This is a genomic window from Streptomyces sp. NPDC059866 (assembly GCF_042731325.1).
Taxonomy (GTDB): Bacteria; Actinomycetota; Actinomycetes; order Streptomycetales; family Streptomycetaceae; genus Streptomyces; species Streptomyces flavusporus.
In genome coordinates, this window is the sequence record NZ_JBHWJT010000005.1 from 157,760 (window position 1) to 170,267 (window position 12,508).

General features: G+C 69.7%; 12 protein-coding genes and 2 pseudogenes. 2 read left to right on the forward strand and 12 right to left on the reverse strand.

Features of this window, described 5'->3' with window-relative positions:
- Positions 1-105 precede the first annotated feature (105 nt).
- Positions 106-825 carry a hypothetical protein gene (locus ACFV7R_RS09315; RefSeq protein WP_385261714.1) on the reverse strand — a complete coding sequence of 240 codons (720 nt, stop codon included), beginning with the start codon at positions 823-825 and terminating at the stop codon, positions 106-108.
- Between ACFV7R_RS09315 and ACFV7R_RS09320 the strand changes: the two are divergent.
- Together ACFV7R_RS09320 and ACFV7R_RS09325 are read left to right on the forward strand one after the other, a co-directional pair.
- Positions 781-1,067: pseudogene (locus tag ACFV7R_RS09320) on the forward strand (hypothetical protein). The gene ACFV7R_RS09315 and the pseudogene ACFV7R_RS09320 sit on opposite strands and share 45 nt — an antisense overlap.
- Before the next feature lie 62 nt (positions 1,068-1,129).
- Positions 1,130-1,342 (forward strand): annotated as a pseudogene (locus tag ACFV7R_RS09325) (carboxyltransferase domain-containing protein); the annotation flags it as partial.
- 112 nt (positions 1,343-1,454) lie between these two features.
- Here the strand turns inward: ACFV7R_RS09325 and ACFV7R_RS09330 are convergent.
- The 11 genes from ACFV7R_RS09330 to pafA all read right to left on the reverse strand — a co-directional run bounded on the left by ACFV7R_RS09330 (position 1,455) and on the right by pafA (position 12,505).
- The gene (locus tag ACFV7R_RS09330) at positions 1,455-4,304 is read right to left on the reverse strand and encodes a DEAD/DEAH box helicase (protein WP_385261716.1); all 2,850 of its coding nucleotides are present in this window, start codon (positions 4,302-4,304) and stop codon (positions 1,455-1,457) included.
- A 40-nt stretch (positions 4,305-4,344) separates the two neighbouring features.
- On the reverse strand, positions 4,345-5,235 hold the full coding sequence (locus ACFV7R_RS09335) for a diacylglycerol kinase (protein WP_385261719.1): 891 nt from the start codon (positions 5,233-5,235) through the stop codon (positions 4,345-4,347).
- 58 nt (positions 5,236-5,293) lie between these two features.
- Entirely contained in the window at positions 5,294-6,256 is a 963-nt protein-coding gene (gene tatC, locus ACFV7R_RS09340) for a twin-arginine translocase subunit TatC (RefSeq protein ID WP_385261720.1), read from the reverse strand.
- Between the two features lie 47 nt (positions 6,257-6,303).
- Entirely contained in the window at positions 6,304-6,591 is a 288-nt protein-coding gene (gene tatA, locus ACFV7R_RS09345; protein WP_129796953.1) for a Sec-independent protein translocase subunit TatA, read from the reverse strand.
- Positions 6,592-6,850: 259 nt separating this feature from the next.
- Positions 6,851-7,045, reverse strand: coding sequence for a hypothetical protein (locus ACFV7R_RS09350; protein WP_385261721.1), 195 nt, complete (start codon positions 7,043-7,045; stop codon positions 6,851-6,853).
- A 49-nt stretch (positions 7,046-7,094) separates the two neighbouring features.
- Positions 7,095-7,388: a hypothetical protein gene (locus ACFV7R_RS09355; protein ID WP_385261723.1), complete on the reverse strand. Its 294-nt coding sequence runs from the start codon at positions 7,386-7,388 to the stop codon at positions 7,095-7,097.
- Positions 7,385-8,434, reverse strand: coding sequence for a helix-turn-helix transcriptional regulator (locus ACFV7R_RS09360; RefSeq protein ID WP_385261726.1), 1,050 nt, complete (start codon positions 8,432-8,434; stop codon positions 7,385-7,387). The genes ACFV7R_RS09355 and ACFV7R_RS09360 overlap by 4 nt, the downstream gene beginning before the upstream one ends.
- 19 nt (positions 8,435-8,453) lie before the next feature.
- Positions 8,454-9,407 carry a YafY family protein gene (locus tag ACFV7R_RS09365; RefSeq protein WP_129796957.1) on the reverse strand — a complete coding sequence of 318 codons (954 nt, stop codon included), beginning with the start codon at positions 9,405-9,407 and terminating at the stop codon, positions 8,454-8,456.
- A gap of 113 nt (positions 9,408-9,520) precedes the next feature.
- Positions 9,521-9,895, reverse strand: a complete 375-nt coding sequence (locus ACFV7R_RS09370) for an FKBP-type peptidyl-prolyl cis-trans isomerase (protein WP_129796958.1) — start codon at positions 9,893-9,895, stop codon at positions 9,521-9,523.
- A 111-nt stretch (positions 9,896-10,006) separates the two neighbouring features.
- Positions 10,007-11,014, reverse strand: coding sequence for an FKBP-type peptidyl-prolyl cis-trans isomerase (locus tag ACFV7R_RS09375; RefSeq protein WP_385261730.1), 1,008 nt, complete (start codon positions 11,012-11,014; stop codon positions 10,007-10,009).
- A gap of 129 nt (positions 11,015-11,143) precedes the next feature.
- The gene (gene pafA, locus ACFV7R_RS09380) at positions 11,144-12,505 is read right to left on the reverse strand and encodes a Pup--protein ligase (protein WP_129796960.1); all 1,362 of its coding nucleotides are present in this window, start codon (positions 12,503-12,505) and stop codon (positions 11,144-11,146) included.
- Between the last annotated feature and the right edge of the window lie 3 nt (positions 12,506-12,508).

Sequence of the window (12,508 nt, forward strand, 5' to 3'; positions counted from 1 at the left end):
TGGGGCGAGCTTGCAGGGGGGTATGTCATGAGAGATGTCAGGATCATCAGGATGTTTGGGAACAAGCGCACGAATACACCGCAACTCGGTGCGCTGCGGGCGAGCTTAGTCCGACCGGATCATCGCCGTGTCATATTCAGCAAGCACCTGAAACGGGGCGTACGACAGGAGTACCCTCGGCCGTTTACACGCTCGGATTGCGTTCGCACACGCTGCGTGACGGCGTACAGGCATACGAAAACACCTCACCGTCACGGGTGAACCAGGGCCTGTGCCGGAAGTGGCGTCGTCCGCCCGGAGGACGGGCCCGAACACGAGGTCCGTCCGCAGCTCCAGCCCACCCTTGGCGAGCGCGGCGCCGGCATCGGTCGCGGCAAGCAACTGCCGGTAGGCGTCCCTGAGTTCGGCGCGCACGGCATGGAAGCCGGCGAACCGCTCGGTGCGTACCTCGGGCAGCAGGTAGCGCACCCCGAGGTTGTGCGGTCCGGCGCACAGCAGCTCGACGTCGGCGCGGCACAGCTCCCACAGCCGCCGCTCGGCGGCCACCGTGTCGTCCGCGAGCAGTTCCCGGGCCGTACCGGCTACTGGCAGGTCGGCGTCCCGCCGAGCGGCCCGATGGACGACCGCTAACCGGGCGCTGGGCAACCCGGAGGGCGCGGCCTCGAATGCCCCCCAGGGCCCGTCCCTGCGCTTCACGCATCCCACGACCGTCTGCGTCACCGGCGCCCCGCGCCGGTCACCGTCGACGGCACCCCGGTCCCGCGGTGGGAGCCGGTGACGGTGCCCGCCGGGGCCGTACTGGAGATCGGGGCACCGGTCGAGCACGGCCTGCGGACCTACGCCCTCGTCGCCGGCGGCCCGGACGTCCCGCCGTTCATGGACAGCGCCAGCACCTTCACCCCGTACCGCCACCCGACCGCCCGGCATTCGGTGCCGTCGAGGGCCCGCATGCCGCACCGGAGTTCTTCACCGAGGACGACATCCACGACTTCTACGCCGCCGACTGGAAGGTCCACTTCAACTCGGCCCGCACCGGTGTACGCCTCGTCGGCCCCAAACCGCGCTGATCGTGGACGGTGGCATCCTGGCCCGGGACGACCCGGCCACCCGCGAGGCGATCGCCCGCTACATGGCCGGCGTCCGCGACGACGCCCCCTGGTGCCCGTGGAACATCGAGTTCATCCGCCGCGTCAACGGCCTGGAGTCGGTGGCCGACGTGTACCGCACGGTGTTCGACGCGGAGTACCTGGTGCTGGGCCTCGGCGACGTGTACCCGGGCGCCTCCGTGGCGACGCCCCTGGACCCACGCCACCGCCTGGTGACGACGAAGTACAACCCGGCCCGCACCTGGACCGCCGAGAACCCGGGCGGCATCGGCGGCGCCTACCTCTGCGTCTACGGGCGCGGGGAACTGCGCGAACAACCACAGACAACCCGCACCCGCCGAACAACCATCACCCCACCGACGAGTAGGCCACGACCCCCCGCAGCAACCCGTCCACCGCCTTGCGCGCAGCCCCCCGCACCGAAGACCCCTCAGGTGCCGCCACCTGAATCTGCCCCAGCACATCGATCACCTGCTTGCACCACCGCACGAAGTCCCCCGCCGGCATCTCCGCCTCCCGCAGCACCTCGTCCAGGCTCTTCCCGGACGCCCACATGTACGCGGCCCAGGCGAACCCGAGGTCCGGCTCACGCTGCCCGACCCCCTCGGTCTGGTTGATGCGGAACTCCTCCTCGAGCGCATCCAGCCGCCCCCAGATCCGCACCATCTCCCCCAGCGCGGCCTTGGCCTTGCCCGACGGCAGCTTGGGTGCCATCGCGTCGTCACCGACCCGCGCCTCGTACACCAACGCCGATACGCAGGCGGCCAGTTCGGCGGGCGCGAGCCCCTCCCAGACGCCGGCCCGCAGGCACTCGCTGGCCAGCAGATCCAGCTCGCCGTAGAGCCGGGCCAGCCGCTTGCCATGCTCGGTCACCTCGTCGTGGCGCAGATAGTCCAGCTCGGTCAGCAGCGCCACGATCCGGTCGAAGGTCCGCGCGATCGTGTTCGTACGTCCCTCGATCCGCCGCTCCAGCTGCGAGGTGTCCCGCAGCAGCCGGTGGTACCGCTCGGCCCACCGCGCGTGGTCCTCGCGGTCGTTGCACCCATGGCAGGGGTGCGCCCGGATCGCCGTCCGCAGCCGGGCGATCTCCCGGTCGTCCGCGGCCTGGGACCGCTTCTTGCGGTGCCGCTCCGGCGGGATGTGCCCGGCCTTGGTGCGCAGCGCGGACGCGAGGTCCCGACGGGACTGCGGGGAACGCGGGTTGAACGACTTCGGGATCCTCATCCGCTCGAGTGCCTCCACCGGCACCGGGAAGTCGATCGACGCGAGCCGCTTGACCTGCCGCTCGGCGGTCAGCACGAGCGGGCGGGGCCCGTCGTGGTACTCGAGGCCGCGATGCCCGTTGGACCGCCCGGCCGACAGCCCCGGATCCAGTACCAGCGCCAGCCCCGCGTACTTGCCGGTCGGCACATGGATGACGTCACCGGGCTTCAGCTTCTCCAGGGCGACGGCGGCCTCGGCCCGTCGCTGCGCCGCGCCCTGCCGGGCCAACTCGGTCTCGCGGTCCTTCAGTTCCCGCCGCAGCCGCGCGTACTCCTCGAAGTCGCCGAGGTGGCAGGTCATGGACTGCTTGTAGCCTTCGAGCCCTTCCTCGTTGCGCTGCACCTGCCGCGAGATCCCGACGACCGACTTGTCGGCCTGGAACTGCGCGAAGGAGGTCTCCAGCAGCTCACGCGAGCGATGCCGCCCGAACTGCTCGACGAGGTTGACCGCCATGTTGTACGACGGCTTGAAGCTGGACCGCAGCGGATACGTACGCGTCCCGGCCAGTCCCGCCAGGTGTTCGGGGCTCATCCCGCGCTGCCACAGCACCACGGCATGGCCCTCGACGTCGATACCGCGCCGCCCCGCACGCCCCGTCAGCTGCGTGTACTCACCGGGGGTGATGTCGGCGTGCTGCTCGCCGTTCCACTTGACGAGCTTCTCCAACACCACCGAACGCGCGGGCATGTTGATGCCGAGCGCAAGGGTCTCGGTCGCGAAGACCGCCTTCACCAGGCCCCGTACGAACAGCTCCTCGACGACCTCCTTGAAGGTCGGCAGCATGCCCGCGTGGTGGGCGGCTATACCGCGCTCCAGGCCCTCGAGCCACTCGTAGTACCCGAGCACGTGCAGGTCCTCGGCCGGGATGGACGCCGTGCGCTCCTCCACCAGCGCCCGCACCCGTCCACGCGCCTCTTCGTCGTTCAGCCGCAGTCCCGCGTACAGGCACTGCTGGACGGCGGCCTCGCAGGCGGCCCGGCTGAAGATGAACGTGATCGCGGGCAGCAGCCCCTCGGCGTCCAGCCGCTCGATCACCTCGGGCCGGCTCGGTGTCCACACCCGCGACCGCTGCCGCCGCTCCCGCTCACGGTCGGCCTCGCGCATCGCGCGGCCCCGTCTGCGGTCCTGGTACGACGGCCGGCTCGCCTCCATGCGGGCCATCCGCGTCAGGTCGGGGTTGACGGCCTTCTTCTGGCCCTCGCCCTCCTCGAACAGGTCGTACATCCGCCGCCCGGCGAGCACATGCTGGAACAGCGGCACGGGACGGTGCTCGGCGACGATCACCTCGGTGTCGCCGCGGACGGTGTCGAGCCAGTCGCCGAACTCCTCGGCGTTCGACACGGTCGCGGACAGTGACACCAACGTCACCGACTCGGGAAGGTGAATGATCACTTCTTCCCATACGGCGCCCCGGAACCGGTCGGAGAGGTAGTGCACCTCGTCCATGACCACGTAGCCGAGGCCGAGGAGGGTCTGCGAGCCCGCGTACAGCATGTTCCGCAGCACCTCGGTGGTCATCACGACCACCGGGGCGTCGGGGTTGATGCTGTTGTCGCCGGTGAGGAGGCCGACCATGCCGTCCCCGTAGCGGCGGCACAGGTCGGAGTACTTCTGGTTCGACAGCGCCTTGATGGGTGTCGTGTAGAAGCACTTCCTGCCCTGCATCAGGGCGAGGTGGACGGCGAACTCGCCGACGATCGTCTTGCCCGAGCCGGTGGGCGCGGCCACCAGCACGCCCTTCCCCGCCTCGAGTGCCTGGCATGCCTCGATCTGGAAGGGGTCGAGGCCGAAGTCGTACATCTCGCGGAAGGACGCGAGCGCGGTGGCCTGCTCGGCGGCACGCTGACGCGCCGCCGCGTACCGCTCGGCCGGTGAGAGGTCCTCTGTCATCGTGCTTTCGAGCGTACCGGGCGCCACTGACAACGGGACGATCATTATCCGGATCCGGTCCTGTGACTCCGGCGATACCCGCAGCTCAGGGGCCCACGACCCGGACGGCCCCGGGTTTGCACTCCACGGTCAGCGGCAACGGTCCGAGCGGCTCGCCGTCCGCGTACCCCGTGATCCCCTCGGCGGCGAGCTCGACCCGCGCCGCCCGGTGCACGGTGACCTTGGGGTGGCCGACGTGCCCGCCCCGGTACACCGACGGGAACACCCGCAGCAGAGTCGTACGGCTGCAGTCCCCGACCACCGTGACGTCGAACAGCCCGTCGGTGACGTCGGCGCCGGGACAGATCCGCAGGCCGCCGCCGTACGACGATCCGTTCCCGACGGCCACGAGGGTCGCCTCGATCTCGCGGACCGCTCCGTCGTCGAGGGTGATCCGGTACGGCAACGGCCGGAAGGCGGCCAGTTCGGCGAGGATCGCGAGGTCGTACTTGAAACGGCCGACGGGCCACCGCATCCGGTTGCCGCGGTCGTTGACGCGGGAGTCGAAACCGGAGGCGAGGACGGTGCCGAACCAGTGGTCGCCGGCCCGGCCGAGGTCGATGTCCCGCACGCGGGCGCCCTTGAGTCCCTCGGCGATCACCCGGGCCGCGGCGGCCGGGTCGCGCACGGGCAGGCCGAGGGTGCGGGCGAAGTCGTTGCCGGTGCCGACGGCGACCAGGCCGAGCGGAGTGCGGGTGCCGGCGACGGCCTGCAGGGCGAGGTTCGCCATGCCGTCGCCGCCGACGGCGACGAGGGCGCCGGTGCCGTCCGCGACGGCGGCATGCGCGCGGGCGAGGGCGTCGGCGGTGTTCTGCCCGATGACCGTACGCACCGAGAAGCCGGCCGCCCGGAAAGCGGAAGCGGCCGGCTGCGCCGCACGGGCGCCCCGGCCGCGGCCCGCGGTGGGGTTGACGAAGAGGGTGATCTCGCTGGTCACGCCAGTGACCCTACGAGGTGCTCGCCGATCTTCAGGTCACGTCGTCATAACCGTTGCTTCAGGTGACGTCGTCGTATCCGTTGACCCGGTCCTTGCTCGTCTGCTCGGGCAGGGCGCGGCTCGCGCTGACGGTCTCGACCTCGCCGATGTCCTCGGGCGTGAGGTCCAGGTCGGACGCCTCGTCGTCGGCGGGGCCCATGGCCTCACGGCGGCGCCTGCGCCGGTCGTTGACGAGAGAGACGAACACGGCGCCGAAGTACAGGATCCAGATGGGTCCGGCGAGCGCCAGCATGGTCAGCGGGTCGGTGCTGGGCGTGGCGATCGCCGCGAACACCGTGATGCCCATGATCATCGCGCGCCACCAGCCGAGCATGCGCTTGCCGGTGATCGCGCCGGTGAAGTTGAGCATGACCAGCAGCAGCGGCAGCTCGAAGGAGAGACCGAAGACGACGACCATGCGCGTGACGAGGTCGAGCAGGTCGTCGAGCGGCAGCAGGTTGTCGACGCCGAACGGGGTGAACTCGATCAGTACGTTCGCGGTGGTGGGCAGCACCTTGTACGCGAAGAAGGCGCCGCCGAGGAAGAGCGGGAAGCCGGTGCCGACGAACGCGTAGGCGTACTTCTTCTCGTGCTTGTGCAGACCGGGTGCGACGAAGGCCCACAGCTGGTACAGCCAGACCGGCGAGGCGAACACGACGCCGGCCATCAGGGACACCTTCAGCGCCAGCGTGAACGGAGCGAGCAGACCGTTGATCGTGATCTGCGCGCACGGATCCTGGTTCTCGGCGTTCTCGGCGGACGCCCGCGCCAGTTCCTCGAACGACTGGGAGCAACCGACCGAGTCGAGGATCGGCTCGGTGAAGAAGTTGATGATGTCGTTGTAGAAGAAGGCAGCGACGACCGTGACGAGGACGATCGCCAGCAAGGCCTTCGAGAGCCGGTTGCGGAGCTCACGAAGGTGCTCCGCGAGGGGCATCCGCCCCTCGGGATCCTTCTCCTGCTTGCGGGCAGACTTCAGCAACCCACGTTCCCATCTCGTGCGGCGGGCCGGAGGTCACCGGCCCTGCGTCAGCGCTTGGTCGTGTCCGTCGGTTCGTTGACCGGGCGGGAGCTGGACACGTCACCAGGTGCGGCCTGGATGATGCGCTGCGCCGGGGGCTGCTGCTCGTCGGTGCGGGGCGGGTCGGCCGGGGCGGAGGACTTGCTGTCGTCCTTCATCGCCTTGGCCTCGCTCTTCAGGATGCGCGCGGACTTGCCGAGCGAGCGGGCCATGTCCGGAAGCTTCTTCGCGCCGAACAGCAGGATGATGACGACGAGGATGAGAATGATCTCGGGGGCTCCGAGCCTTCCGAACATAAGTCTTTACCTTCTCACCGAGGCGGATGGGTGGGGAGCTGTCCGACCGGTCGGACAGATGTCCGAACGATCGTGCCGACAGCGATCGTAACGCTCAGGGGTGAACGCGAGGCAATCCCTGTGCGTACTCCCGGTCCACGGCCCGGGCCTCGTTTTCCGAACCGTGACCAGCAGGGTACCTGCCAGGTGGGGGGAGTTGACAGGGCGAAGCCGCTCAAAGCGCATCAGACACAGGACCCGCAGGGCCGCACAGCCCGCCTCACAGCGCGTCCACCGACCGGGCCGTGCTGACGGCGGCGTGCTCCAGGGCCTCCGCGGCTCGGTTGATGCGCCGCGCGGAGTCCGACACCTGTCTGCCGAGGCGTTCCGCCTCCACGAACACCCGGACAGCGAGCACGCCGAGAACGGCAACACCCAGGAAACCCACACCCACCGCGAACATCGGCCAGAACATGCCCCGAGCCTAGACCGTGCGCCGGCCGGGAGCGCAGCCGACGTTCGACCTAGAGCGTGGAGTGCAGCCGCAGGGTGCTGACGCCGCCTCCGGTGAGCAGTTCGATGATGCGCTCGCCGGCCGGCTTGCGTACGGACGCGCCGCACTCGGGGCAGGTGAAGGAGTAGAAGGTGGTGCGGCTCGTGGCACCGATGACCAGGCGCAGGGCGCTCGCGGTGAGCTCGAAGCGGCCCCGGCAGTCCGGGCAGCCGGCTCTGAACACCACGGGAGTCACACTTCTCATCCCCCCGAACGCGGACGCCACCGACATACTCCGCACCCCAGACGCCGCCGACTCGCTCAAAGTCCCTGCTCCTGCCCGTCGTGTGCCCGTTGTACTGCCTGCCCCGGATCCGCGGCCCGCGCCTCGAGCCCGTCGTACGCCGCCAGGGCCTCGCGGGCCGCCTGCCGGGCGCTGTCGGCCAGCTCCCGCGGGGCGACGATCCGCCCGTCGCGCCCGAGGCGCAGCGCGAGGCGGCGCAGCGACGCCGGGTCGGGGGTGCGCAGAGTGATACGCAGCCCGCCGTCCGCAAGCTCATCCGCACTGTCGTGGGGGTAGTACTCGGCGACCCAGCGGCCGCCCGGGCCGACCTCGACCACGACCTCCGGGTCCTCAGCCGCGGGCTGTACCAGCCCCTCGGACAGGTCCCGCAGCTCGATCTCGGGGGGCGCGGACGGCTCGTCGAGGACCCTGATCTCGGCGACGCGGTCGAGCCGGAAGGTGCGGCGCGCCTCGGACCGGTAGCACCAGCCCTCCACATAGGTGTGGCCGACGCTGACCAGTCGGATCGGGTCGACCTCGCGCTCGGTGACCTCGTCGCGGGCCGGCGAGTAGTAGCGGATCCACAGCCGGCGGCGCTCCGAGATCGCCCGGTCGACGTCCGCGAACACCCCGCCCTCCGACTCGAAGGTCACCGACAGCCGGGAGCTGGCACCGGCCGCCTCCCCGGCCGCCGCCTCCACCTTGGCGGTCGCGCGCAGCAGCGCCTGCCGGTCGCTCTCGCGCAGGCCGGGCAGGGTGGCGACGGCACGGGCGGCCACCAGCAGCGCCGTCGCCTCGTCGGCCGCCAGCCGCAGCGGCTCGGCCGCCTCCGCCCCGAGGGCGGCGGGGTTGTGCCACCAGATCCGCTCGCCGTCGGTGTCGATGTCGAGCAGGTCACCGCCGCGGAAGCTGGTGCCGCACATGGGCAGTACGTCAAGGTCGGAGACCAGCTCCTCCTCGGTGATGCCGAAGGCGCGGGCGACGTCCTCGACCCGGGCGCCGGGGCGCTCCTTCAGATACGTCACCAGGGAGAGCATCCGCCGGGTCTGGTCGATGGCGTTCGCGGGCCTGACCGGTTTGCCAGCCACTGTCTTCTTCCGCTTCCCCTCAGCCCTTGGCCACGGCACGCAGCCGGTCCACGACATCGGCCCGCAGCTCGGCGGGCTCCACGACCACCACGTCCGGCCCGAACTCCACCAGCCAGGCGTCCAGCCCGTGCCCGTACGGAATTTCCAACTCGTCCCAGCCGTCGCCGAGTTCCCGCACGGAGGCGGCCTTCGCCCGCAGCGGGTACCCCGCACCCGAGCGCAGCCGGATCAGCGCGCTGCGGTCGGCGGTCTCCCCCGCCCAACTCGCGACGGTCTCCCGGACGGTGACGACATCGGGCACCTCGGCGGTGAACCGGCCACTGCGGGTGCGCACCTTGCCGGTGATCCGGGACAGCCGGAACACCCGCTCCGCACCGCGATCCCGGTCCCAGCCCGCCAGGTACCAGTGCCCGCGCCAGCACTCCAGCGCCCACGGTTCGACATGCCGGGCCTCGGGGCGGGCGGCGGTGGCCTTGCGGTACTCGAAGGCGACCGGGCGGCGGTCGCGGCAGGCCAGCATCAGCGGCTCGAACGCCGCCTCGTGCACGGGGATACGCGGCTCCAGCGCGCCATGGGCCTCGTACGGGTCGACGTCCTCGGGAAGCCCGGCGGCACGCAGCTTCTGCAGTGCGCCGCTCGCCGCCCCCGCGAGCCTGGCCTGCTGCCAGACCTTGGCGGCGAGCCCGAGGGCCGCGGCCTCCTCGGCGTCGAGGGTGATGGGCGGCAGCCGGTTGCTGTCCCGACGGGCCAGGTAGCCGACCTCGCCGTCGAGGTTCTCCACCGTCTCGATGACCAGCCCGAGCTCGCGCAGATCGTCCTTGTCCCGCTCGAACATCCGGTTGAAGGAGTCGTCGCTGCCCGCTTCGAGATAGGCCTCGATGGACTCCCGAAGCTCGCGCTTGCTGAGCGGCCGCCGCGTCCCGAGCAGACACAACGCCAGGTTCATCAGCCGCTCGGCCTTGGCAATGGCCATCGACACCCTTCCCTATGGTGCTTCTGCCGGATGACCGTACCGCTCCGGAGTGTCACGGCAAAAGCCGAGGGCCCATGCCCGAACAGGCATGGGCCCCAGCTGATCACGTCCGATCAGACGGCGACCAGGTCGCAGACGAAGATCAGGGTCTCACCGGGGGCGATACGGCCGCCACCGGCACCGCGGTCACCGTACGCGAGGTGCGCCGGGATGGTCAGCTGCCGACGGCCGCCGACCTTCATGCCCTGCACGCCCTGGTCCCAGCCGGCGATGACCTGGCCGACGCCGAGCTGGAACTGCAGCGGCGTGCCACGGTTCCAGGACGCGTCGAACTCCTCGCCGGTGGAGAAGGCCACGCCCACGTAGTGGACGGAGACGGTGTCGCCCGCCTTGGCCTGAGGCCCGTCGCCCTCCCAGATGTCCTTGATCTCGAGGTCCGCCGGGGGCTCGCCGCCCGGGAAGTCGATCTCGGGCTTCTCGATGCTCACGTCTCTAGCTCCTGCTGGTGTACGACAAGGCAACTCCGACAGTCTTGCATCCCACCGGCGAACACGCCTCGTCGGCCGCCGGTCGAGACCGGTCACGGCGGCCGGCCCGTCTCACATCTTGGCCAGGATGTCCACCGAGAAGACCAGCGTGGAGTCCTTCTTGATGCCGCTGCCGCTCGGCGGGTTGTCCCCGTACCCCAGATCCGGCGGGATGACGATGAGGACGCGGCTGCCGACCTTCTTGCCGGTCAGGCCCTGCGCCCAGCCCTTGACGACCTGCTGGAGCGAGAACGAGGTCAGCGCCTTCCGGCCGTACGTCGAGTCGAACTCCTTGCCACCGTCCCAGAACACACCCCGGTACTGCACGAGCACACTGTCCTCGGCGCCGACCTCCGCACCGTCGCCCTCGAGGATGTAGTTCGCCACGAGCTTCGTCGGCGGGTCGGCCTTGGGGATCTCGATGGAGGGCGCCTTGCCGTCCGTGTTCGTACCGACCTTCGGCACATCCACGTTGTCCTGCGCGACCTGGGCGCCCTTGGCGGAGCTCTTCGCGTTGAACGTGGCCTGGATGTCGACGACGAAGACCAGCGTGTCGGTGCCCTTGATGCCCGCCTGCGAGTTGCCCTGCTCGCCGTAGCCCCAGGTGGGCGGCACGGACATCTGGACCCGGCTGCCGGCCTTCTTGCCGGTCAGCCCATAGCGCCAGCCGTCGATGATGCCGCCCGGCGCGAGCTGGATGACCAGCGGCGTCTTACGGTCGTAGGAGTTGTCGAACACCTTTGCGGTGTCCCAGATCTGGCCGAGGTAGTTGGCCTGGATGTAGTCGTTCTCCGCGACGGTCTGACCGCCGCCCGCGATGACCGTCTTCACCGCAAGGTTCTTGGACGGCTCACCACTGCCCTTGGCCACCGTCGGCTTCTCGTCGAACTTCGTCCCCGCGGTGATGGCCGGCAACGGACCGTCCACGATCTTCGGCGGCGGCGCAGCGGACGTCGCCGGGGCCGACGGCGACGCGGTGTCGGTGGCCTCGGCCGAGTCGGCCCCGCCGTCGTCGTCGCCGCATCCGGCGAGCGTGACCAGTCCAGCGGGGACCGCGATGAGAAGTGAGCGTCGGCGCACGGTGGGGGCCTCGTAATCGGTCGATCTTGTTGATGGCGTGCGCGCAACTCTACGGCGTGAGAAGGGCGCCGTACGGAAAACGTACGGCGCCCGTGTTGCGTTCCGGCGATCAGGCCGAAACCCAATGGCTCACATACCGGCGATGAGCTTCTCCACCCGGTCGTCCACCGATCGGAACGGATCCTTGCACAACACCGTGCGCTGAGCCTGGTCGTTGAGCTTGAGATGGACCCAGTCGACGGTGAAGTCCCGGCGCTGCTCCTGCGCCCGCCGGATGAAGTCGCCGCGCAGCCGGGCCCGAGTGGTCTGCGGCGGAACCGACTTACCCTCGAAGATCTTCAAATCGTTGCAGATCCGAGCCGCTTGACCCTTCTTCTCCAGCAGGTAGTACAGACCACGACGCCGGTGGATGTCGTGGTAGGCGAGGTCTATCTGCGCGACCCGCGGGTGCGACATGGTCATGTTGTGCTTGGCCCGGTACCGCTCCAGAAGCTTGTACTTCATGACCCAGTCGATCTCGGTGTCGATCCGGTCCAGATCCTCGGCCTCGATCGCGTCCAGCGTGCGGCCCCACAGCTCCAGCACCTGCTCCACGGTGCCGGTACGGATGCCACGCCGCTCGCAGAAGTCCACGGCCTTCTCGTAGTACTCGCGCTGCACCTCCAGCGCCGAGGCCTCCCGACCGCTGGCCAGACGCACCTTGCGCCGGCCGGTGATGTCATGGCTGACCTCGCGGATCGCCCGGATCGGGTTCTCCAGCGTCAGGTCCCGCATCACCGTGCCCGCCTCGATCATGCGCAGCACCAGGTCGGTGGCGCCGACCTTGAGCAACATGGTCGTCTCGGACATGTTCGAGTCACCGACGATGACATGCAGCCGCCGGTAGCGCTCCGCGTCCGCGTGCGGCTCGTCACGCGTGTTGATGATCGGCCGGGAACGGGTCGTCGCCGACGAGACGCCCTCCCAGATGTGCTCGGCACGCTGACTGACGCAGTACACCGCACCCCGCGGAGTCTGCAGCACCTTGCCCGCACCGCACAGCAACTGCCTCGTGACCAGGAACGGAATCAGGATGTCCGCGAGCCGGGAGAACTCCCCGTGCCGGGCCACCAGATAGTTCTCATGGCATCCGTAGGAGTTGCCGGCCGAGTCCGTGTTGTTCTTGAAGAGGTAGACGTCGCCCGCGATTCCCTCCTCGTGCAGGCGTCGTTCGGCGTCCACCAGGAGTCCTTCGAGAATGCGCTCGCCGGCCTTGTCGTGGGTGACCAGTTCGATCACGTTGTCACATTCGGGTGTCGCGTATTCCGGATGCGAGCCCACGTCGAGATAGAGGCGGGCACCGTTCCGCAGAAAGACATTGCTGCTGCGGCCCCATGACACGACACGGCGGAAGAGGTACCGCGCCACCTCGTCAGGAGACAGACGGCGCTGTCCCCTGAACGTGCACGTGACGCCGTACTCGTTCTCCAGCCCGAAAATGCGGCGGTCCATGAC

Coding starts and splice junctions, on each gene's coding strand:
- ACFV7R_RS09330 (WP_385261716.1), bottom strand. CDS start 4,304: ATGATCGTCCCGTTGTCAGTGGCGCCCGGTACGCTCGAAAGCACGATG.
- tatA (WP_129796953.1), bottom strand. CDS start 6,591: ATGTTCGGAAGGCTCGGAGCCCCCGAGATCATTCTCATCCTCGTCGTC.
- ACFV7R_RS09350 (WP_385261721.1), bottom strand. CDS start 7,045: ATGTTCTGGCCGATGTTCGCGGTGGGTGTGGGTTTCCTGGGTGTTGCC.
- ACFV7R_RS09365 (WP_129796957.1), bottom strand. CDS start 9,407: ATGGCCATTGCCAAGGCCGAGCGGCTGATGAACCTGGCGTTGTGTCTG.
- pafA (WP_129796960.1), bottom strand. CDS start 12,505: ATGGACCGCCGCATTTTCGGGCTGGAGAACGAGTACGGCGTCACGTGC.